Raw genomic sequence first — 19,037 nt, forward strand, 5'->3', positions numbered from 1 at the left:
AGGAAGTGGTGAAGAAGGTGATGCTCGGCAACACGGTCGACGGCGTGTTCACGACGGTGCAGGACGTCGCGCAGACGGTGCTGTTCCTGTCGGCGTTCCCGAGCGCCGCGCTCACGGGCCAGTCGGTCGTCGTCAGCCACGGCTGGTTCATGCAGTAACGGTAACGGCGTTCGGTACGGGCGGCCGCGCCGCTCGTGCTGCAGGGAGCATTCGCCGGCAGTGAAGCGGCATAAAAAAACGCGCTCCAAGGAGCGCGTTTTTTGTTTCGGCAGGGCGGGCCGCTGCCCGCCGACGCGGGCTTACTTCAGGACCGCCGCGACCGCATTGGCGACCGCATCGAGGTTGCGCGTGTTCAGCGCCGCAACGCAGATCCGGCCGGTGCCGACCGCGTAGATGCCGAACTCTTCGCGCAGGCGATCGACTTGCGCCGAGGTCAGGCCCGAATACGAGAACATCCCGCGCTGCGCGTTGATGAAGCTGAAGTCGCGATCGACGCCGCTCGCCTTCAGGCGCTCGACGAGGCCGTTGCGCATCGCGCGGATGCGATCGCGCATTTCGCCGAGTTCCTGCACCCACGAAGCGTGCAGTTCCGGCGACGCGAGCACGGCCGCGACGACGGCGCCGCCATGGGTCGGCGGGTTCGAGTAGTTCGTGCGGATCACGCGCTTCAGTTGCGACAGCACGCGCGTCGCTTCTTCCTTGCTCGACGTGATGATCGACAGCGCGCCGACGCGTTCGCCGTACAGCGAGAACGACTTCGAGAACGACGACGACACGAACGCATTCAGGTCGGCAGCGGCAAACAGACGCACCGCGGCCGCATCGGCCTCGATGTTCTCGCCGAAGCCCTGGTAGGCCATGTCGAGGAACGGCACGAGGTTGCGCGCCTTGACGACGTCGACGACCTGCTGCCATTGCGCTTCGGTCAGGTCCACGCCGGTCGGGTTGTGGCAGCACGCGTGCAGCACGACGATCGTGCCGGCCGCATAGCCGTTCAGCGCCGACAGCATGCCTTCGAAGTTCACGCCGTTGGTGGCGGCGTCGTAGTACGGGTATGCGACGACTTCGAAGCCGGCCGCTTCGAACAGTGCGCGGTGGTTTTCCCAGCTCGGATCGCTGATCGCGACCTTCGCGTTCGGGTTCACGGTGCGCAGGAAATCGGCGCCGATCTTCAGTGCGCCCGTGCCGCCCAGTGCCTGCGCCGTGACCACGCGGCCCGCGGCGATCAGCGGCGAATCGTTGCCGAGCAGCAGCTTCTGCACTGCTGCGTCGTACGCGGCGATCCCGTCGATCGGCAGGTAGCCGCGCGGCAGGCCGGCGTCGACACGCGCCTTTTCCGCTTCGCGAACGGCGCGCAGCAGCGGAATCTTGCCTTCTTCGTTCGTGTACACACCGACGCCGAGGTTGACCTTGGTCGGACGCGTATCGGCGTTGAAGGCTTCGTTCAGGCCCAGGATCGGGTCGCGGGGAGCAAGCTGGACAGCGGAGAAGAGCGACATGATGATTCGGCAGTAGTGAAAAGAGGGTCAGGCTTTCAGCCGGCGGGGCGGGCGCAGCAGACCGCGCGCCAACGGGCACGGCGCCGGAAAGCGCAGCAGCGTGACATTGTAGCGAATTCACGCTGCCGAAGGCGGCGATCGAACGGCGAATTGCGATTTCGGGCGGTTGCTGCGCGTCAGGAGCCGTCAGCGGTTCGCAACGCCGCGAAGCGCTAGAATAGTTTTTTTGCCCTCGCTCCGGCCGCACTCCATGTCCGAACATCACGCCGAAGTCGGCGACGCGCTCGACGAATCGAAATTCGTGACCTTCGAAGGGTCGCCGTTCCAGTTGTACCAACCGTATCCGCCCGCAGGCGACCAGCCGACCGCGATCGAAACGCTCGTCGAAGGTGTCGGCGACGGCCTCGCATTCCAGACGCTGCTCGGCGTCACCGGTTCGGGCAAGACCTTCACGATGGCCAACACGATCGCGCGGCTCGGCCGCCCGGCAATCGTGTTCGCGCCGAACAAGACGCTCGCGGCGCAGCTCTACTCGGAATTCCGCGAGTTCTTCCCGCGCAACGCGGTCGAGTATTTCGTGTCGTACTACGACTATTACCAGCCGGAAGCGTACGTGCCGCAGCGCGACCTGTTCATCGAGAAGGATTCGTCTATCAACGAGCACATCGAGCAGATGCGGCTGTCGGCGACGAAGAGCCTGATGGAGCGCCGCGACGTGGTGATCGTCGCGACGGTGTCGGCGATCTACGGTATCGGCAACCCGTCCGAATATCACCAGATGATCCTGACGCTGCGCACCGGCGACAAGCTCGGCCAGCGCGACGTGATCGCGCGGTTGATCGCGATGCAGTACTCGCGCAACGAACAGGACTTCCAGCGCGGCACGTTCCGCGTGCGCGGCGACACGATCGACATCTTCCCGGCCGAGCACGCGGAGTTGGCCGTGCGCGTCGAGCTGTTCGACGACGAAGTCGAGACGCTGCAGCTGTTCGACCCGCTGACCGGGCGCGTGCGCCAGAAGATCCCGCGCTTCACCGTGTATCCGTCGTCGCACTACGTGACGCCGCGCGACACCGTGATGCGGGCGGTCGAGACGATCAAGGACGAATTGCGCGAGCGCCTTGAGTTCTTCCACCGCGACGGCAAGCTCGTCGAGGCGCAGCGCCTCGAGCAGCGCACGCGCTTCGACCTCGAGATGCTGCAGGAGCTCGGCTTCTGCAAGGGCATCGAGAACTACTCGCGGCACTTCTCGGGCGCCGCGCCCGGCGAGCCGCCGCCGACGCTCGTCGACTACCTGCCGCCCGACGCGCTGATGCTGCTCGACGAATCTCACGTGCTGATCGGCCAGCTGAACGGCATGTACAACGGCGACCGCGCGCGCAAGGAAAACCTCGTCAACTATGGCTTCCGGCTGCCGTCGGCGCTGGACAACCGGCCGCTCAAGTTCCCTGAGTTCGAACGCAAGATGCGCCAGGTGGTGTTCGTGTCGGCGACGCCGGCCGACTACGAGCAGCGCGTGACGGGGCAGGTCGCCGAGCAGGTGGTGCGGCCGACCGGGCTCGTCGATCCGGAAATCGAAGTGCGCCCGGCAAGCTCGCAGGTCGACGACGTGCTGACCGAGATCAACGCGCGCGTGAACGCCGGCGAGCGCGTGCTGATCACCGTGCTGACGAAGCGGATGGCCGAGCAGCTCACCGAGTTCCTGGCCGACCACGGCGTCAAGGTCCGCTACCTGCACAGCGACATCGACACGGTGGAGCGGGTCGAGATCATCCGCGACCTGCGGCTCGGCACGTTCGACGTGCTGGTCGGGATCAACCTGCTGCGCGAAGGCCTCGACATTCCGGAGGTGTCGCTCGTCGCGATTCTCGACGCGGACAAGGAAGGCTTCCTGCGCGCCGAGCGCTCGCTGATCCAGACGATCGGCCGCGCGGCGCGCAACGTGAACGGCAAGGCGATCCTCTATGCCGACAACATGACCGAGTCGATGAAGCGCGCGATCGGCGAGACCGAGCGGCGCCGCGCGAAGCAGATCGCGCACAACGAGAAGATGGGCATCACGCCGCGCGGCGTCGTGAAACGCATCAAGGACATCATCGACGGCGTGTACAACGCCGACGACGCGCGCGCCGAGCTGAAGGAAGCACAGCAGCGCGCGAAGTTCGAGGACATGTCGGAAAAGCAGATCGCGAAAGAGATCAAGCGTCTCGAGAAGCAGATGGCCGACTACGCGAAGAACCTCGAGTTCGAAAAAGCCGCGGCCACGCGCGACCAGCTTGCGTTGCTGCGTGAGCGCGTGTTCGGCGCGAACGTGGGCGACCACGTCAACGGCGTCCGGTAAATCTTTCCAAACGTCACTGAAATCTTCCGGTAACACCGTTGTAAGCCTTGTTGGATCAGGGGTTTACACGGTGTCTCGTTTGTTCCGAAGCCGGTTCGGTGCTAAACTCCGCAAGTATTGAGAATAGTTCGCATTAACGTTATTCGTTGCGTTAGTGTTTCCAGCACGCGGTTCTGATGGACGGCGCGCAAGTCACCAGACAAATAACAAGGAGTGTCCATGTTGGGTTCTTCGTTCATCCGCACGTCGGTTGCGGTAGCGGCGGCGCTTGCCGCGATGTCGGCTTCGGCGGCCGAATATCCGATCGGCAAGCAGCAGATCCAGGGCGGCATGGAAATCGGCGCGGTGTACCTGCAGCCGATCACGATGGATCCGGAAGGGATGATGCGCAAGGCGTCGGATTCCGATATCCACCTTGAGGCGGACATCCACGCGGTCAAGAACAACCCGACGGGTTTCGCGGAAGGCGACTGGATGCCGTACCTGCAGGTCACGTACAAGCTGACGAAGCAGGGCGACACGAAGTGGAAGGCTGAAGGCGACCTGATGGGCATGGTTGCGAGCGACGGCCCGCACTATGGCGACAACGTGAAGCTGGCCGGCCCGGGCAAGTATCACCTGACGATGACCGTCAAGCCGCCGATGCAGTCGGGCCACATGGCGTTCGGCCGTCACGTCGACAAGGAAACGGGCGTGGGCGCATGGTTCAAGCCTATCACCCTCGAATACGACTTCCCGTTCGCCGGCATCGGCAAGAAGGGCGGGTACTGATTGGTGGCATCACGGACGGCGCGCTTCGGCGCGCCGTCGGCGCAGAGAACCCAGAATGAAATTTCCCCAGAAAATCGTCGCCGCAGCCGCCGCGCTGTGGCTCGCCGGCGCGGCGCATGCCGCCGATCTGCCGACGTTCAAGCTCGAAATGACGGACGGCAAGCTGAACCCCGCCCGCATCGAAGTGCCGGCCGGTCAGCGCTTCAAGATCGAGATCAGGAATACCGGCAAGGGCGCCGCCGAATTCGAGAGCGTGCAGTTGCGCAAGGAGAAGGTGCTCGCGCCGGGCGCCGATTCGTTCGTGGTCGTCGCCCCGCTGTCGCCGGGCGAATACAAGTTTTTCGACGATTTCCACCAGCAGGCGCAGGGCGTGATCGTCGCGAAGTAATGCGTTTTATCTGCGTGCGGGCGTACGAGTGTCTTGCCCCGCGCGTCAGGAGGATTCAATGGGTCAGATCTTGTTCATCGTCTGGCGGGAGAGCGTCGAAGCGCTGCTCGTCGTCGGCATCCTCTATGCATGGCTGAAGAACGGCGACGACGACGCGCGCCGCGGCCTGCCGTTTCTGTGGACGGGCGTGGCAGTCGGTCTGCTGATGGCGATCGGTCTCGGTGCCGCGCTCGTCGGCTTCACCGAAGTGCTGTCCGGCGACGCGCAGGACTATTTCCAGACGGCGATGGTGCTGATCGCGTGCGTGCTGATCGTGCAGATGGTGCTGTGGATGCGCCGGCACGGCCGCACGCTGAAACGTGACATGGAGCAGTCGCTGCAGCAGAGCACACGCGATTCGAACTGGTGGGGCGTCGCCGTGCTGGTCGCGCTCGCGATCGCTCGCGAAGGCAGCGAGACGGTGATCTTCCTGTACGGCCTCGGTTTCGGTCAGTCGGGGCACGTGGACGCCAGCCAGATGCTCGCGGTCGTCATCGGCCTGGGCCTTGCGTTCCTCACGTTCTATCTGCTGCAGCTCGGCGGCAAGTACTTCTCGTGGCGGCATTTCTTCCGCGTCACCGAAGTGATGCTGCTGTTCCTCGGTGCAGGCCTGTTCCAGACCGGTGTCGACAAGCTGATCGACAAGGAAATCCTGCCGCTCGGCATTTCGCAGGTGTGGGATACGTCGTCGATTCTCGACGACTCCGGCACGTTCGGTTCGCTCGTCGCGACGCTGACGGGCTACCGCGCGCACCCGGCGCTGACCAACCTGATCGCCTATGCGGTGTACTGGGCGGTGGTCTGGCTGCTGATGAAGCGCGCGAGCCGTCGTCCGGTCGTCCCTGCAGGTCGCGCGGCATGAGTGTTGTGGCCGCAGCCAAGCCGGGCTGGCTCGCGCAGGCCGGTCAGTGGATGCAGCGCCACGGCGCGGTGATCCGCGGCATCCAGTGGGTCGTCGTCGCCGTCTACGCGTTCCTGATCATCGTGCCCGCGGTATTGCCGCTGCCGGACGATTCCGCGCATCTGTGGAGCAATCTCACGCTGATCGCGCAGTTCGTGTTCTGGGGCATCTGGTGGCCGTTCGTGCTGCTGTCGATGGTGATGCTCGGCCGCGTCTGGTGCGGCGTGCTGTGCCCGGAAGGCGCGCTGACCGAATATGCGAGCAAGTTCGGCCGCGGCGGCGCGATTCCGCGCTGGATGCGGTGGGGCGGTTGGCCGTTCGTCGCATTCGGGCTCACGACGATCTACGGCCAGATGGTGAGCGTGTACGAGTACCCGCTCGCCGTGCTGTTCGTGCTCGGCGGCTCGACCGTCGGCGCGATCGTGATCGGCGTGCTGTACGGCCGCGAGAAGCGCGTGTGGTGCAAGTACCTGTGCCCGGTCAACGGTGTGTTCGGGCTGCTCGCGCGGCTCGCGCCGATGCGCTACAAGGTCGATGAGGATGCCTGGCGTCGCTCGTACAAGAACGGCGAGCACGGGCATCGCGTGATTCCGATCAATTGCGCGCCGCTCGTGCCGTTGCGCAACATGAAGGGCGCCGCCGCATGCCATATGTGCGGCCGTTGCAGCGGGCACCGCGACGCAATCGCGCTGTCGTGGCGCTCGCCGTCCGACGAGGTCGTGAGCCTCGGCGCGCAGCAGGCGAATCCGTGGGACACGGCGCTGATCCTGTACGGTCTGCTCGGCGTCGCGATCGGTGCGTTCCACTGGACCGTCAGCCCGTGGTTCGTGCAGATCAAGCAATGGCTCGCGGGCTGGCTCATCGATCGCGACATCACGTGGCCGCTCGAGACGAATGCACCGTGGTTCCTGCTCACGCACTATCCGGATCGCAACGACGTGTTCTCGTGGCTCGACGGCGGGCTGATCGTCAGCTACATCGTCGGCACGGGGCTTGTGTATGGCACTGCGCTGCTCGTGCTGCTGGCCGGCGCGACGCTGATGCTCGGCCGTTTCGACCGCGTGCGTCTCCATCATCTCGCACAGGCGCTGATCCCGATCGCGGGAGCCGGCGTATTCCTCGGGCTATCGGCGACGACGCTGTCGCTGCTGCGGGCCGAGCACGTGCCGCTCGGCTGGGCGACCGACGTTCGCATCGCGATTCTGGTCGGCGCGAACGCATGGAGTGCCTGGCTCGCATGGAAGGTGACGGGGCGCTATGCGGCATGGCCGCGTCGACTGGCGGCATTCGCGTGGTTCGCGGCAGGCCTGGCCGTGGTCGACAGCGCATGGTGGTTGATGTTCTGGGGTTTCTGACGCGGTCTTGACGGCCTTGTGGCCGGGCTCCGGAGCAGCAGGCGAGCGTATTTCGCTGTCGGACTCCGGAACCCGCTGAAGCTGAAGTGCCGACAGCCGCGATGTCTTTCTCTTTGCATCCAGACGCACCAACAAAAAAGCGACACGTCGAAGGACGTGTCGCTTTTTTTCTTCCTTGTGCGAGAACCAAAAAAGTGGCTTGGCTTGCTGCAACGGCTGCTTGAGTGTGTTTGCACGAAGGGGTCTAGATCTCGCGTGCAAGCCGTTACGCTGGCTACTGCCCAACACCTCTCAGGGAGGTGGTCCCCACAATACTCTGTCGTTACTTCGTCAGGATCAGTTTGCCGAGCCGCGTGGCACGCAACTGATACGTCTCTCCGTTATGCGCGATGCTGATGTGGCTGTGGCCTTGCAGCAGCGCATCGCTGCTGAGGGTCCGGGTGCCGGCATCGCGGCTGCCGGCAGGTTTCGCCGGCGTCGTGACCGCTGCCGTCTTCTGACGGTTGGCGCTTGCGGTGCCGGTCGTGCGGCGCAAGGTCAGCGTGGTCGGGAGCGTGGTGTCGGTCATTCGGTTGATCGGTGACTGTCGATACGATGGAATGAATTCTAAATGATAACTATTACCATTTACAAAAACTCTTTATCGATCGGTATGACAAATTCGATAGCTTGAATCAAAGGGGCGGCCCGCAGGCCGCCGCCGACGTCAGTGGAGCGGATCGGGGTCCTTGCGTCCCTGTGCGTATTCGCGGATCAGGCGCACCGTGTCGATGTCCGACGTGCGATACGCTTCCTTGACGATGCCGTGCGTCTGGCGTGCTTCCTCGCTGTCGTCCGTCACGGTCAGCGTCGTGTGGTACTCGAAGCGCAGGAACAACTCGTGGTCGTCGCGTTCCTCGATCGTCATCGTCAGCGAGCCGCCGATTTCGCCGCCGGCCGCATGGATGTCGTAGCGCACTTGCTGGTTCGGGGTGAACGTCACGCGGTCGCGCACGGTTGCATGCCCGTAGTGCAGCTCGCGTTCGAGCGTGGTGTCCGTCCGTTCATGGACAACACAGCTGTCGAGGCCGATCACGAACAGCTGCGGCTGTTCGGCGCGCAGCACGAGGCCTTCCCAGAGCTGGTCGCGGGTGAGGGACGGCACGGCCGGATCGTCGGAGTTGATCTGGATCAGATGTTCGAAGTTCAAGGGGACGGGTTCCTTCTGGTGGCGGGCGGCCACATGGTTCAAGAAGTTATTGTGACGCAAAACGCGCGGTTTCGCGGTCCCTGCGGCCCCGTTCGGACGTCATGCGTCGATGCAGCCCATGCGGCCGGTCTGGTAGTCGACGACGGCCTGCCGGATCTCTTCCTCGGTATTCATCACGAACGGGCCATAGCGGACGATCGGCTCGTTGAGCGGCACGCCGCCGATCAGCAGCAACTCGAGCGGCGTATCGCCGGCTTCGAACGTCACCGCGTCGCCATCGTCACCGTAGACGATCATCTGCCGTGCGTCGACTTGCTGCCTGTCGGGCCCGTAGCGGCCGGCTCCGTCGAGCGGATAAGCGAACACGCGAAAACCTGCCGGCACCGGCTGCGTGACCGTTGCGCCCGGTTGCAGCGTGAAATGCTGGTAGAGGATCGGCGTGCGTGTCTCGATCGCCGCGCGTACCCCGAACGCTTCGCCGGCGATCACGCGGACCTGCGCCCGGCCGTCGGGCGACGTCGCGGTCGGGATGCGGGCGGCCGGGATCTCCTGGTAGCGCGGTGCGATCAGCTTGTCGCGCCGCGGCAGGTTGACCCACAGCTGAAAGCCGTGCGAACGTCCGCCAGCCTGCGCGAACGCGGGATCCGGCATTTCGCTGTGCACGACGCCCGCGCCGGCCGTCATCCACTGCACGTCGCCGGGGCCGAGCGTGCCGGCATGGCCGGCCGAGTCGCGATGACGAAAGCGCCCGTCGAGCACATAGGTGACGGTCTCGAAGCCGCGATGCGGATGGTCGGGCGCACCCTTGGCTTCGCCAGGGGCATAGTCGACGGGGCCCATTTCGTCGAGCAGCAGGAACGGATCGAAATCCATCAGCAGCCGGGTCGGGAACGGGCGGTGAACCACGAAGCCGCCGCCTTCGGTCGTGCGAAGCGCGGGGTAGGTGCGGTCAAGCGAGCGAGCGGTCGTCATGCAGAAGCCCTCGGTATCATCGGAATAGCGTCATTTTTGAAACATAGCGCTATTATATTGGGCGTTTTACGGTCCGATTTGCGGCGGTTCGCAATGGATTGTTCTGAAATTGGAACGATGACATGAACATCGATGCACACAACCTGAACGACCTCATGTACTTTTCGCAGGTCGTCGAACACGGCGGTTTCTCGGCTGCGGAACGCGTGCTCGGTATCTCGAAATCGCGCCTGTCGCGGCGCCTGACCGAACTCGAGGCGGCGCTCGGCGTGCGCCTGCTGCAGCGCTCGACGCGCAAGCTCGCGCTAACCGAGGCGGGGGAGCTGTTCTACCAGCATTGCCAGGCGATGCTCGCCGAAGCCCAGGCCGCGATGAACGCCGTGCAGCAGCTGCGCGCGTCGCCGCGCGGCTCGGTGCGCGTGAGCGTCCCGGTGACGTTGTCGCAGACGATGCTGTCGCGCATCCTCCCCGAATTCCTCCACCGCTATCCCGAGGTGAAGGTGCACATTCGTGTGACGAATCGCGTGATCGACCTGTTCGAGGATTCGGTCGACGTTGCGTTGCGCGTGCGCTCGGAGCCGCCGCAGAACGCGAACATCGTCGTGCGGCCGCTGTGGCGGACCGAGCAGATGCTGGTCGGCGCGCCGAGCCTGCTGAACCAGAATGCGCCGCCGCTCGTGCCGGACGATCTGGCGCACTTCGAGACGCTCGATACGCCGAGCGTCGACGGACGGCACGTGTTCAACCTGATCGCGCCGGACGGCACGCGGCACTTGCACGAGCACGATCCGCGGCTCGTGACGGCCGATCTGATGACGATCCGCGAGGCCGTGCTCGACGGCCTCGGCATCGCGGCGCTGCCCGAGATGATGTACGGCAATGCGTTGCGTGCGGGGCAGTTGTCGCCGGTGATGCCCGGCTGGACGCTGCCGGTGCCGCAACTCTACGCGGTGTTCGTGTCGCGGCAGGGCATGCCGCCCGCGGTGCGCGCGTTCGTCGATTATCTGGTCGAGAAGCTCGACCACGGCGAATACAAGCAACCGGGGTGCCCTGAGCGCGCGAAGCAGGACGCGGCGGCGGCCGATGCTTCGGCCACCTGAATGCAAGATGCGCGTCGTGGCAAATTTGTTTTGTCATTGAAGCGCCGCCGGCAATCGCAAGTTTCAATCGCTGGGACCTTGAATGCATACGCGGGCAGGCCTATATTGAAATCCCATTTCGCGAAGGAAGTTCTGAGCGGAATCAGGTGGCCGCATATGTTGCGAGCCAGATAGGGCAGAACGCGCAGTCCGTGCAGACCACGGTAGCCGCATTTGCGTTGCTCGAGGCGCAACCGATACCGCCGAAGAGCCCGCCGCCCGAAGGCGCCCGCGTGCGCATGAAAAAAGGCCTTCATCTGGCGATGAAGGCCTTTTACTTTGTGCGCGGCCGGCTAGGTGCGGCCGGCGAGGTGCACCCGGCGAGACAACCGCGCGTGCGTTACTTCGCCTTCGCAGTCGGCTCCGTCACGAAGCCGAGCTTCGTCAGGCCGCCGGCCTGCGCATCGGACATCACTTCGGCCACACGCTCATACGCAACCTTGCGGTCGGCACGCAGGTGCAACTCCGGTTGCGGCTGATGCTGTGCCGCTTCCGCGATGTGCGCCTGCAACTGCTCGCGCGTGACCGTCTGGTCGTTCCACAGGATCGTGCCGTTGCCCTGGATCGCGACGTCGACCGTCTGCGGCTTTTCGTCGACGGGCTGGCTGCTCGCGTGCGGCAGGTCGATCTTCACCGCGTGCTGCATCGCCGGGATCGTCACGAGGAAAATGATCAGGAGTACGAGCATGACGTCGACGAGCGGCGTCATGTTGATCTCGCTCATCACGCCATCGTCGTCGTCATCGCTGAAGCCGGTGTTCATTGCCATGGTTCACCCCGTCTCAGCTGGCGCGCGAAGCAAGGCGCAGGCCGTCGCGGGCCGACGACGACGCGAGGCGCGCACCCGTCACGAAGTATGCGTGCAGGCCGTGCGCGAAGCGGCGCAGCTTGCTGACGACACCCTTGTTCGCACGGGTCAGTGCGTTGTAGCCGAGCACGGCGGGAATCGCGACGAACAGGCCGAAGGCCGTCATGATCAGCGACTCGCCGACCGGGCCCGCGACCTGGTCGATCGACGTCTGGCCGGTTGCGCCGATCGCGAGCAGCGCGTGGTAGATGCCCCAGACCGTGCCGAACAGGCCGACGAACGGCGCCGTGCTACCGATCGACGCGAGGATCGCGAGACCGGCCTGCATGCGCGAGATGCCTTCGTCCATCGTGTCCTTCAGGCAGCGCGTGACCCAGTCCGACACGTCCATGCGGTCGTGCAGGTGCGGTTGCGTCTGATGGTGGTGATCGGCGGCTTCCTTGCCCGACAGCGCGAGCGCGAGGAACGGGTTGTCGCTCGGCGTCGATGCGGCGAGTCCGAGCTTCTTGATGCCGTCGTCGAAATCGTCCGAATGCCAGAACGCCTGCTCGGCATTCTTCGTGAGACGGTTCAGGCGAACCACGTTCCAGCCCTTGACGATGATCACAATCCAGGACAGGACCGACATCACGAGCAGCGTGATCGCGATGGCGCGCGTGACGAAATCACCTTGCGCCCAGACGTGCGCGATACCGTAGCTTTGCATTTTTGTTTCCTTTGAATCTTTCGAATGAGGCGGGTTAATCGTCGAGCGTGAAGTTGAAGGGCAGCGTATGGGCGGCGCGGATCGCTTGCCCGTTCTCGAGGTATGGCGGGCACGTGCTGGCGCGTGTCGCATCCAGCGCTGCCTCGTCGAGGCGCGGGTAGCCGCTGCTCTTTTGCAACTCGACACTTTCGATCTTGCCCGTCAAGCCGATGACGAAGTGAACATAGGCCGTGCCCGTTTCGCCGCGGCGACGCGACATCGACGGATAGGTGGGCTTCACGAAACTGCACTTGAGCGCCGATACGTTCTTCGGCGCGCTGACTTGCATCGTCTCACGGGCCGGACCGGGCGTGGCCGCCGGCGCGGCGGGTGCGGCGGCGGGTGTGGTGGGCGCGGGTGACGGATCGGCTGCGGGGGCGGGCGTCGGAGACGGCGATTGTGCGACCGGCTGAGGCGTCGGCTTGACTGCTTTCTGTACCGGTTTCGGTTCGACCTTCGGCTTGACGCGCGGCGTGGGCTTCGGTGGCGCGGGTTGCGCAACCGATTCGACCGCAACCGGCTGAGCGGCCGGCGCAGGCGGGATCAACTGCGCGGTGATCGACTGGACTTCGACCGTCTTGGGCGGCGGCGCGTTGCGATGGAGCCACGCGGCCGTCAGCATGATCGCATGTGCGGCAAGCACACCGACCGCGACGGTGATGACCCGGGGATTCATACGTGGGGCAGCCGGCAGGACGCCGGCAGGAGCGGATTGCGAAGCCTGCATGTTAGCTTGAAAGAACGACGTCGCACCCGGGGCGCGGCGGGTGAATCGGTATTACTTGCGGAAGATCAGCAGCGAGATGCACACGGTGGTCACAAATCCGATCAGCAATTCCATGACAGGCTCCTTGGCAGGTAAGCCGCTGGCTCGCGCGGAAGGTGGCTTGCTGACGGTCGGACATCAAATGCGGCCGCAGCCGCACGGGTATGCTCGGCGCCGCTCAGGCGGCCTTGCGGTCGTAGAACGTCACCGGAATCGGATGAGCGTGATGCTCGACGCCGCACCGGCTCGCGCAGACGCCTTGCTCGGCCATGAGGTCGCGGACGGACTCCTCGCACTTGCCGCAGCAGGTGGCCACGCCGAGTTCGAACTGGAGTTCATCGAAAGAACTCACGCCCTCGGCGAGGGACGCGCGAATCTTGCGGTCGGAAACAGACTTGCACACGCAGACGATCATGATGAGTTGCGATAGCTAACGTTAATGCGAATTATTATCATTAAATTTGCGAGCGTTGACAAGCCTGGTTCGGCTTTTTTTAAGGTCATCGGACCCTTGAAACGGGAGGCGGAGCGGGAGAGGGCGAACCGGTGGCGTGCCGGCCCGCGTCAGACGCTCGTGCAGGCGCGTGCGTTCGGCGAGGAAATGGTGACGGATTCGACCGGTGCGTCGATGCCGAGCAGCGACGACGCGAGGGCGCGCAGTTGCAGGCCGTCGCTCGTCGAACAGAAGCGTGGCGGCGCGGCACGCGTGCCGGCCGGCGCGCGCAGGCCGCGTTCGTCGAGCACCCGCGCGAGTTGCCGGGCGATGGCATCGCTCGTATCGACGATCGTCAGCCGGTCGCCGACAAGGTCACGGATCGTTTCCGTGAAGAACGGGTAGTGCGTGCAGCCGAGCACCAGCGTATCGGCGCCGTCGTCGAGCATCGGCTGCAGGTAGCGCGCGAGCAACGCGCGCAACGCGGGTGAGTTCGTGTCGCCGCGTTCGATCGCTTCGACGAGCCCGTGGCCGGGCTGGCAGATGAAGCGCCGGCCGGCGCCGTAGCGGTCGAGCAGTGCCTGGAAGCGCGGGCTGTTCAGCGTCGATTGCGTGGCGAGCACGCCCGCGACGCCGGTCGCGGACAGCGCGGCGGCCGGCTTGATGCCCGGCTCGACGCCGACGAGCGGTATCGACAGGCGCTCGCGGATGGCCGCGATCGCGCGCGCCGTTGCGGTGTTGCACGCGATCACGAGCGCTTTCGCGCCTTCGCGGGCGAGCCACTCGCCGATGGCCAGCGTGCGCTCCGTAATGAATGCCTCGTCGCGTGGACCATACGGTGCATGGTGCGAATCGGCGACATAGACGAACGACTCGCCGGGCAGGTGCGCGCGCGCGGCACGCAGCACCGACAGGCCGCCGAGCCCCGAATCGAAGATGCCGACGGGGGCGGCGGGGCGGACCGCGGAAGCGGCTGGCGGGTTCGTCGTCGTCATGCGGAAGGCGAGGTGGCGATCGTGGCGGGCGTGGCGATTACTCGGGCGAACCCATCATCGTCTGCTGGTAGTTCTGCAGGCCGACCTTGCCGATCAGGTCGATCTGCGTTTCCAGCCAGTCGATGTGCTCTTCGGTGTCGTCGAGGATCTTTTCGAAGATCTCGCGCGACACGTAGTCACGCACCGATTCGCAGTAAGCGATCGCTTCCTTGCACGTGGACTGCGAGATCTGCTCGAGCTTCAGGTCGCACTTCAGGATCTCTTCGGTTTCCTCGCCGATCAGCAGCTTGTGCAGGTCCTGCAGGTTCGGCAGGCCGTCGAGCATGAACACGCGCTCGATCAGCCAGTCGGCATGCTTCATTTCGCCGATCGATTCGTCGTATTCGTGCTTGCCGAGCTTTTCGAGGCCCCAGTGCTTGTACATGCGCGCATGCAGGAAGTATTGGTTGATCGCCGTGAGTTCGTTCTTCAGTTGGGCGTTCAGGTATTCGATGACTTTCTTGTCGCCTTGCATGGCTGTTCCTTGTTCAGTGGGGCTTCAGAAACCGAACGATAATCGCTCGAACGAGAAAAGCCAAGCCTCGAAGCCTTGTCGGGCCTGCCTTTTGCGTGTAATGAGAATCGGCCCCGGATAGCGGGCCGCGCGCGATAACGAGAATGAGAAGTAAAAAGGCCGGACATCCGTCCGGCCTTTCGTGCGAGCGCGCTTAAGCGGTTGCGACCGGGATCTTGCCGATCTTCGCCTGCCACTCCTTCGGACCGGTCTGGTGCACCGACGTGCCCGACGAATCGACCGCCACCGTCACCGGCATGTCCTGCACGTCGAACTCGTAGATCGCTTCCATGCCGAGGTCTTCGAATGCGAGCACCTTCGCGCCGCGGATCGCCTTCGACACGAGGTAAGCCGCACCGCCGACCGCCATCAGATACGCCGCCTTGTGCTTCTTGATCGCGTCGATCGCGACCGGGCCGCGCTCGGCCTTGCCGACCATCGAGATCAGGCCCGTCTGGGCGAGCATCGTCTCGGTGAACTTGTCCATCCGCGTGGCCGTCGTCGGGCCTGCCGGGCCGACCACTTCGTCACGTACCGGATCGACCGGGCCGACGTAGTAGATCACGCGGTTCGTGAAGTCGACCGGCAGCTTCTCGCCCTTCGCGAGCATGTCGGCGATGCGCTTGTGCGCGGCGTCGCGGCCCGTGAGCATCTTGCCCGACAGCAGCAGCGTCTGGCCCGGCGTCCAGCTCGCGACTTCTTCCGGCGTCAGCGTGTTCAGGTCGACGCGCTTGCTCGTTTCCGTGTTCGGTTCCCACTGGACCTTCGGCCACGCGTCGAGCGACGGCGCCTCGAGCTTCGCGGGGCCCGAGCCGTCGAGCACGAAGTGCGCGTGGCGCGTGGCCGCGCAGTTCGGGATCAGTGCGACCGGCTTCGACGCCGCGTGCGTCGGTGCGGCCATGATCTTCACGTCGAGCACGGTCGCGAGGCCGCCGAGGCCCTGCGCGCCGATGCCGAGCGCGTTGACCTTCTCGTGCAGTTCGACGCGCAGTTCCTCGACCCAGTCCTTCGGGCCGCGCGCGATGATTTCCTGGATGTCGATCGGCTCCATCAGCGATTCCTTCGCCATCAGCATCGCCTTTTCGGCGGTGCCGCCGATGCCGATCCCGAGCATGCCCGGCGGGCACCAGCCCGCGCCCATCGTCGGGACCGTCTTCAGCACCCAGTCGACGATCGAGTCGGACGGGTTCAGCATCACGAACTTCGACTTGTTCTCCGAGCCGCCGCCCTTCGCCGCGACCTGCACGTCGACCTTGTCGCCCGGCACGATCTCGTAGTGGATCACGGCCGGCGTGTTGTCCTTCGTGTTCTTGCGGGCGCCTTCCGGCGGATTGACGATCGATGCGCGCAGCACGTTGTCCGGGTGCGTGTAACCGCGGCGCACGCCTTCGTTGATCATGTCGGTGAGACCCATCGTCGCGCCGTCCCAGCGCACGTCCATGCCGACCTTCACGAAGATCGTGACGATGCCGGTGTCCTGGCAGATCGGGCGCTTGCCTTCCGCGCACATGCGGCTGTTCGTGAGGATCTGCGCGATCGCGTCCTTCGCGGCCGGGCTCTCTTCCAGCTCGTACGCGCGGCCGAGGGCCTGGATGTAGTCGAGCGGGTGGTAGTAGCTGATGTACTGCAGCGAATCCGCGATGCTCTGGATCAGGTCTTCCTGTTTGATGACGGTCATGGCTGAGACTCTGTGAGGACTGAGGGGAATACGTTTATGCGTTGGCGGCGGCTTCGACCGATTTGCGGGACACGGCCGGGGCGGGCACATGCGTCTCGTGGAAATGGGCCGGGTGCGTGTGGGTCGTCAGGCGGTCGACCCACGCCATCACGAGCGCCGACACGAGGAACGACACGTGGATGATCACCTGCCACATGATCGCGTGCGTCGTGTGCTGGTCGGGGTTGATGAAGGTCTTCAGCAGGTGGATCGACGAAATGCTGATCAGCGCCATCGACAGCTTGACCTTCAGCACGCCCGCGTTCACGTGGTCGAGCCACTCGGGCTCGTCGGGGTGGCCCTCGATGCCGAGGCGCGACACGAAGGTCTCGTAGCCGCCGACGATCACCATGATCAGCAGGTTCGAGATCATCACGACGTCGATCAGGCCGAGCACCGCGAGCATCACGCTGATCTCGTCGAGGCTCGTCGCGTGCGACAGCAGGTGCCAGACTTCCTTCAGAAACAGGAACACATAGACGGCCTGCGCGACGATCAGGCCCAGATAAAGCGGAACCTGGAGCCAGCGGCTCATGAAGATCAGCGCGGGCAGCGGGCGCAGGGGACGACGGGTGGAGCCGGGCGAATGCGGGGCAGACATGGTGGAGGGTCGGGCGCTGGGCGCAGGTATCGGGGGTAATCTTGAAAAGGCGCGCTATTGTAACGCGTCGGCCGGCGCGACTGCAGCGACGCGCCGGGGCTGCCGGGGACGGATCAGGACGCGGCGGCCGGCACGCGCTTCACGCGCAGGCTCGCGAGCACGATGCCGCTGACGACGCATGCGAGCGCGATGCCGTGCGCGAGCGTCGGGCGTTCGCCGAGGAATGCGATGCCGTACGCGGCGGCCGCGACCGGCAGCACCGCGCTGAACACGCCGGCGAGGCTGCCCGGCACGTGCCGGATACCTTTCATCCACAGCCAGAACGAGAAGATGCTGGCCGACAGCCCGTACCAGACGACGAGCGCCCACGTACCGGCCGGCACGCTCGCGTAATCGAAATGCCACAACGCCGTCGCGCCGAGCGGCAGCATCAGGCACAGGCCGAACAGATGCGTGTATGCGCAGATGTCGATCGGCGCGAGTGTCTGCGTGAGCCGGCGCGACAGGATCACGTAGATCGATTCGCAGCACACGGCGCCGAGGATCAGCAGGTTGCCGGTCAGCGAGCCGGCCGAGGTGCCGCCGGCGCCGTGCGCGGACGCGCTGCCTGCGCTGCCGTTGGCGAGGTTGATCGTCACGACGCCGGCGATCGCGAGCGCGATCGACACGAGCGCACGGCCGTTCGGTTTTTCACGCAGGATCAGCCACGCGAACAGCGCGACGATCGCCGGGATGGTGCTCGTGATCACGCCGGCCGCGACCGCGCTCGTGCGCTGCACGCCATTGAGCATCAGCAGCGTAAACATGAAGGTGCCGAAGAACGCCTGCAGGAACAGGTTCAGCCATTCCGCGCGCCGGACGGCACGCATCTTCACGGGGCTGAACAGCGGCCACAGCACGGCGATCGCGATCACGAAGCGCAGCGTGGCGAGGATGGCGACCGGGACGAAGACGACGATGGATTTGCCGATACCGACGTTGCTGCCGACAAACAGCATCGACAGGATGAGGAAGAGGGCGTAGCGATTCAAGCTGGAATCCGGGAGGCGAGTTCAGTTAGGATTGTAGGGTCGCGGTTGTAACAGCGTAAAGCAGACCGCAAGGCGCCGCCGCGCGGCGTGCGGAACGGCGGTGTCGCGTAAGTGACGGGTAAGTTCGAGCGCTTATCGTGGATATCGCCAGGCCGTACATCCACCGTCTTGTGACGTGGTGCGGCGCAGCATCGCGCGCAGCCTTCGGGCCGCGCGCGGGTGAGTGGGAGACAGCGGCGCGCAAGCGCCGGCCAAGACGCGGCGCGCACGATCGCGCCGCCATGCAGAGGATTCATGTTCACCAAGGGGTAGTCGATGTCTGCGATTGAATCGGTTCTTCACGAAACCCGTCAGTTTGCGCCGCCCGAGGCGCTCGAGAAGGCGGCGACCATTTCCGGCATGCCGGCCTACCGCGCGCTGGCCGCCGAAGCCGAGCAGGATTACGAAGGCTTCTGGGCGCGTCTCGCGCGCGAGGGCCTGACCTGGCACAAACCGTTCACCAAGGTGCTCGACGAGAGCAATGCGCCGTTCTACAAGTGGTTCGACGACGGCGAACTCAACGCGTCGTACAACTGCCTCGACCGTCACGTCGAAGCCGGCAACGGTGAACGCGTCGCGGTGATCTTCGAAGCCGACGACGGCACCGTCACGCGCGTCACCTATGCCGATCTGCTCGCTCGCGTGTCGCGCTTCGCGAATGCGCTGAAGAAACGCGGAATCGGCAAGGGCGATCGCGTCGTCATCTACATTCCGATGTCGATCGAAGGCATCGTCGCGATGCAGGCCTGCGCGCG

Annotated in this window: 20 protein-coding genes and 1 pseudogene; 8 read left to right on the plus strand and 13 right to left on the minus strand. The window is 64.9% G+C overall.

Annotated elements, in window-relative coordinates:
* Positions 1-158 (plus strand): annotated as a pseudogene (locus HWX25_RS31585) (3-hydroxybutyrate dehydrogenase); the annotation flags it as partial.
* Positions 159-299: 141 nt separating this feature from the next.
* Here HWX25_RS31585 and HWX25_RS31590 read toward each other — a convergent pair.
* Complete coding sequence (locus tag HWX25_RS31590) at positions 300-1,499, minus strand: amino acid aminotransferase (RefSeq protein ID WP_059685426.1); 1,200 nt, start codon at positions 1,497-1,499, stop codon at positions 300-302.
* A gap of 250 nt (positions 1,500-1,749) precedes the next feature.
* On the opposite strand from HWX25_RS31590, the gene uvrB reads away from it, so the two are divergent.
* The 5 genes from uvrB (at position 1,750) to HWX25_RS31615 (ending at position 7,294) form a co-directional block, all read left to right on the plus strand.
* Positions 1,750-3,840: an excinuclease ABC subunit UvrB gene (gene uvrB, locus HWX25_RS31595; RefSeq protein ID WP_059535554.1), complete on the plus strand. Its 2,091-nt coding sequence runs from the start codon at positions 1,750-1,752 to the stop codon at positions 3,838-3,840.
* 219 nt (positions 3,841-4,059) lie between these two features.
* Positions 4,060-4,611, plus strand: a complete 552-nt coding sequence (locus tag HWX25_RS31600) for an iron transporter (RefSeq protein WP_057929472.1) — start codon at positions 4,060-4,062, stop codon at positions 4,609-4,611.
* A gap of 55 nt (positions 4,612-4,666) precedes the next feature.
* Positions 4,667-4,999, plus strand: coding sequence for a cupredoxin domain-containing protein (locus HWX25_RS31605; RefSeq protein WP_006760846.1), 333 nt, complete (start codon positions 4,667-4,669; stop codon positions 4,997-4,999).
* 58 nt (positions 5,000-5,057) lie between these two features.
* Positions 5,058-5,900, plus strand: coding sequence for an FTR1 family protein (locus tag HWX25_RS31610; RefSeq protein ID WP_175912494.1), 843 nt, complete (start codon positions 5,058-5,060; stop codon positions 5,898-5,900).
* Complete coding sequence (locus HWX25_RS31615) at positions 5,897-7,294, plus strand: 4Fe-4S binding protein (RefSeq protein ID WP_175912495.1); 1,398 nt, start codon at positions 5,897-5,899, stop codon at positions 7,292-7,294. Before HWX25_RS31610 ends, HWX25_RS31615 begins: the two co-directional genes overlap by 4 nt.
* Positions 7,295-7,616: 322 nt before the next feature.
* On the opposite strand, the gene HWX25_RS31620 is transcribed toward HWX25_RS31615, so the two are convergent.
* The 3 genes from HWX25_RS31620 to HWX25_RS31630 all read right to left on the minus strand — a co-directional run bounded on the left by HWX25_RS31620 (position 7,617) and on the right by HWX25_RS31630 (position 9,455).
* Positions 7,617-7,862 carry a hemin uptake protein HemP gene (locus tag HWX25_RS31620; protein ID WP_175912496.1) on the minus strand — a complete coding sequence of 82 codons (246 nt, stop codon included), beginning with the start codon at positions 7,860-7,862 and terminating at the stop codon, positions 7,617-7,619.
* A gap of 138 nt (positions 7,863-8,000) precedes the next feature.
* The gene (locus HWX25_RS31625; RefSeq protein WP_059535558.1) at positions 8,001-8,483 is read right to left on the minus strand and encodes an SRPBCC family protein; all 483 of its coding nucleotides are present in this window, start codon (positions 8,481-8,483) and stop codon (positions 8,001-8,003) included.
* Positions 8,484-8,582: 99 nt separating this feature from the next.
* Entirely contained in the window at positions 8,583-9,455 is an 873-nt protein-coding gene (locus HWX25_RS31630; protein WP_175912497.1) for a pirin family protein, read from the minus strand.
* Positions 9,456-9,577: 122 nt separating this feature from the next.
* Between HWX25_RS31630 and HWX25_RS31635 the strand changes: the two genes are divergently transcribed.
* Positions 9,578-10,555, plus strand: a complete 978-nt coding sequence (locus HWX25_RS31635) for a LysR family transcriptional regulator (protein ID WP_059690423.1) — start codon at positions 9,578-9,580, stop codon at positions 10,553-10,555.
* Between the two features lie 379 nt (positions 10,556-10,934).
* Here the strand turns inward: HWX25_RS31635 and HWX25_RS31640 are convergent, their stop codons facing one another.
* The 9 genes from HWX25_RS31640 to HWX25_RS31680 all read right to left on the minus strand — a co-directional run bounded on the left by HWX25_RS31640 (position 10,935) and on the right by HWX25_RS31680 (position 18,243).
* On the minus strand, positions 10,935-11,363 hold the full coding sequence (locus HWX25_RS31640) for a biopolymer transporter ExbD (protein ID WP_006754473.1): 429 nt from the start codon (positions 11,361-11,363) through the stop codon (positions 10,935-10,937).
* Between the two features lie 13 nt (positions 11,364-11,376).
* Positions 11,377-12,108: a MotA/TolQ/ExbB proton channel family protein gene (locus HWX25_RS31645; protein ID WP_059449473.1), complete on the minus strand. Its 732-nt coding sequence runs from the start codon at positions 12,106-12,108 to the stop codon at positions 11,377-11,379.
* A 34-nt stretch (positions 12,109-12,142) separates the two neighbouring features.
* Positions 12,143-12,874 carry an energy transducer TonB gene (locus HWX25_RS31650; RefSeq protein ID WP_059820941.1) on the minus strand — a complete coding sequence of 244 codons (732 nt, stop codon included), beginning with the start codon at positions 12,872-12,874 and terminating at the stop codon, positions 12,143-12,145.
* A 217-nt stretch (positions 12,875-13,091) separates the two neighbouring features.
* Positions 13,092-13,328: a (2Fe-2S)-binding protein gene (locus tag HWX25_RS31655; RefSeq protein WP_011885486.1), complete on the minus strand. Its 237-nt coding sequence runs from the start codon at positions 13,326-13,328 to the stop codon at positions 13,092-13,094.
* A gap of 149 nt (positions 13,329-13,477) precedes the next feature.
* Positions 13,478-14,341 carry a glutamate racemase gene (murI, locus tag HWX25_RS31660; RefSeq protein WP_175912498.1) on the minus strand — a complete coding sequence of 288 codons (864 nt, stop codon included), beginning with the start codon at positions 14,339-14,341 and terminating at the stop codon, positions 13,478-13,480.
* Positions 14,342-14,378: 37 nt separating this feature from the next.
* Positions 14,379-14,855, minus strand: a complete 477-nt coding sequence (gene bfr, locus HWX25_RS31665; protein WP_059535536.1) for a bacterioferritin — start codon at positions 14,853-14,855, stop codon at positions 14,379-14,381.
* 193 nt (positions 14,856-15,048) lie between these two features.
* Entirely contained in the window at positions 15,049-16,572 is a 1,524-nt protein-coding gene (locus HWX25_RS31670; protein WP_006478316.1) for a fumarate hydratase, read from the minus strand.
* Positions 16,573-16,606: 34 nt separating this feature from the next.
* Positions 16,607-17,212 carry a TIGR00645 family protein gene (locus HWX25_RS31675; RefSeq protein ID WP_059820936.1) on the minus strand — a complete coding sequence of 202 codons (606 nt, stop codon included), beginning with the start codon at positions 17,210-17,212 and terminating at the stop codon, positions 16,607-16,609.
* Between the two features lie 113 nt (positions 17,213-17,325).
* The gene (locus tag HWX25_RS31680; protein WP_059702726.1) at positions 17,326-18,243 is read right to left on the minus strand and encodes a DMT family transporter; all 918 of its coding nucleotides are present in this window, start codon (positions 18,241-18,243) and stop codon (positions 17,326-17,328) included.
* A gap of 315 nt (positions 18,244-18,558) precedes the next feature.
* On the opposite strand from HWX25_RS31680, the gene HWX25_RS31685 reads away from it, so the two are divergent.
* Positions 18,559-19,037, plus strand: a 479-nt coding sequence (locus HWX25_RS31685) for an acetyl-coenzyme A synthetase N-terminal domain-containing protein (protein WP_175912499.1), incomplete at its 3' end; no start/stop codon positions are given.

It is taken from the genome of Burkholderia sp. BCC1640, from assembly GCF_902833125.1.
Lineage (GTDB): Bacteria > Pseudomonadota > Gammaproteobacteria > Burkholderiales > Burkholderiaceae > Burkholderia > Burkholderia diffusa.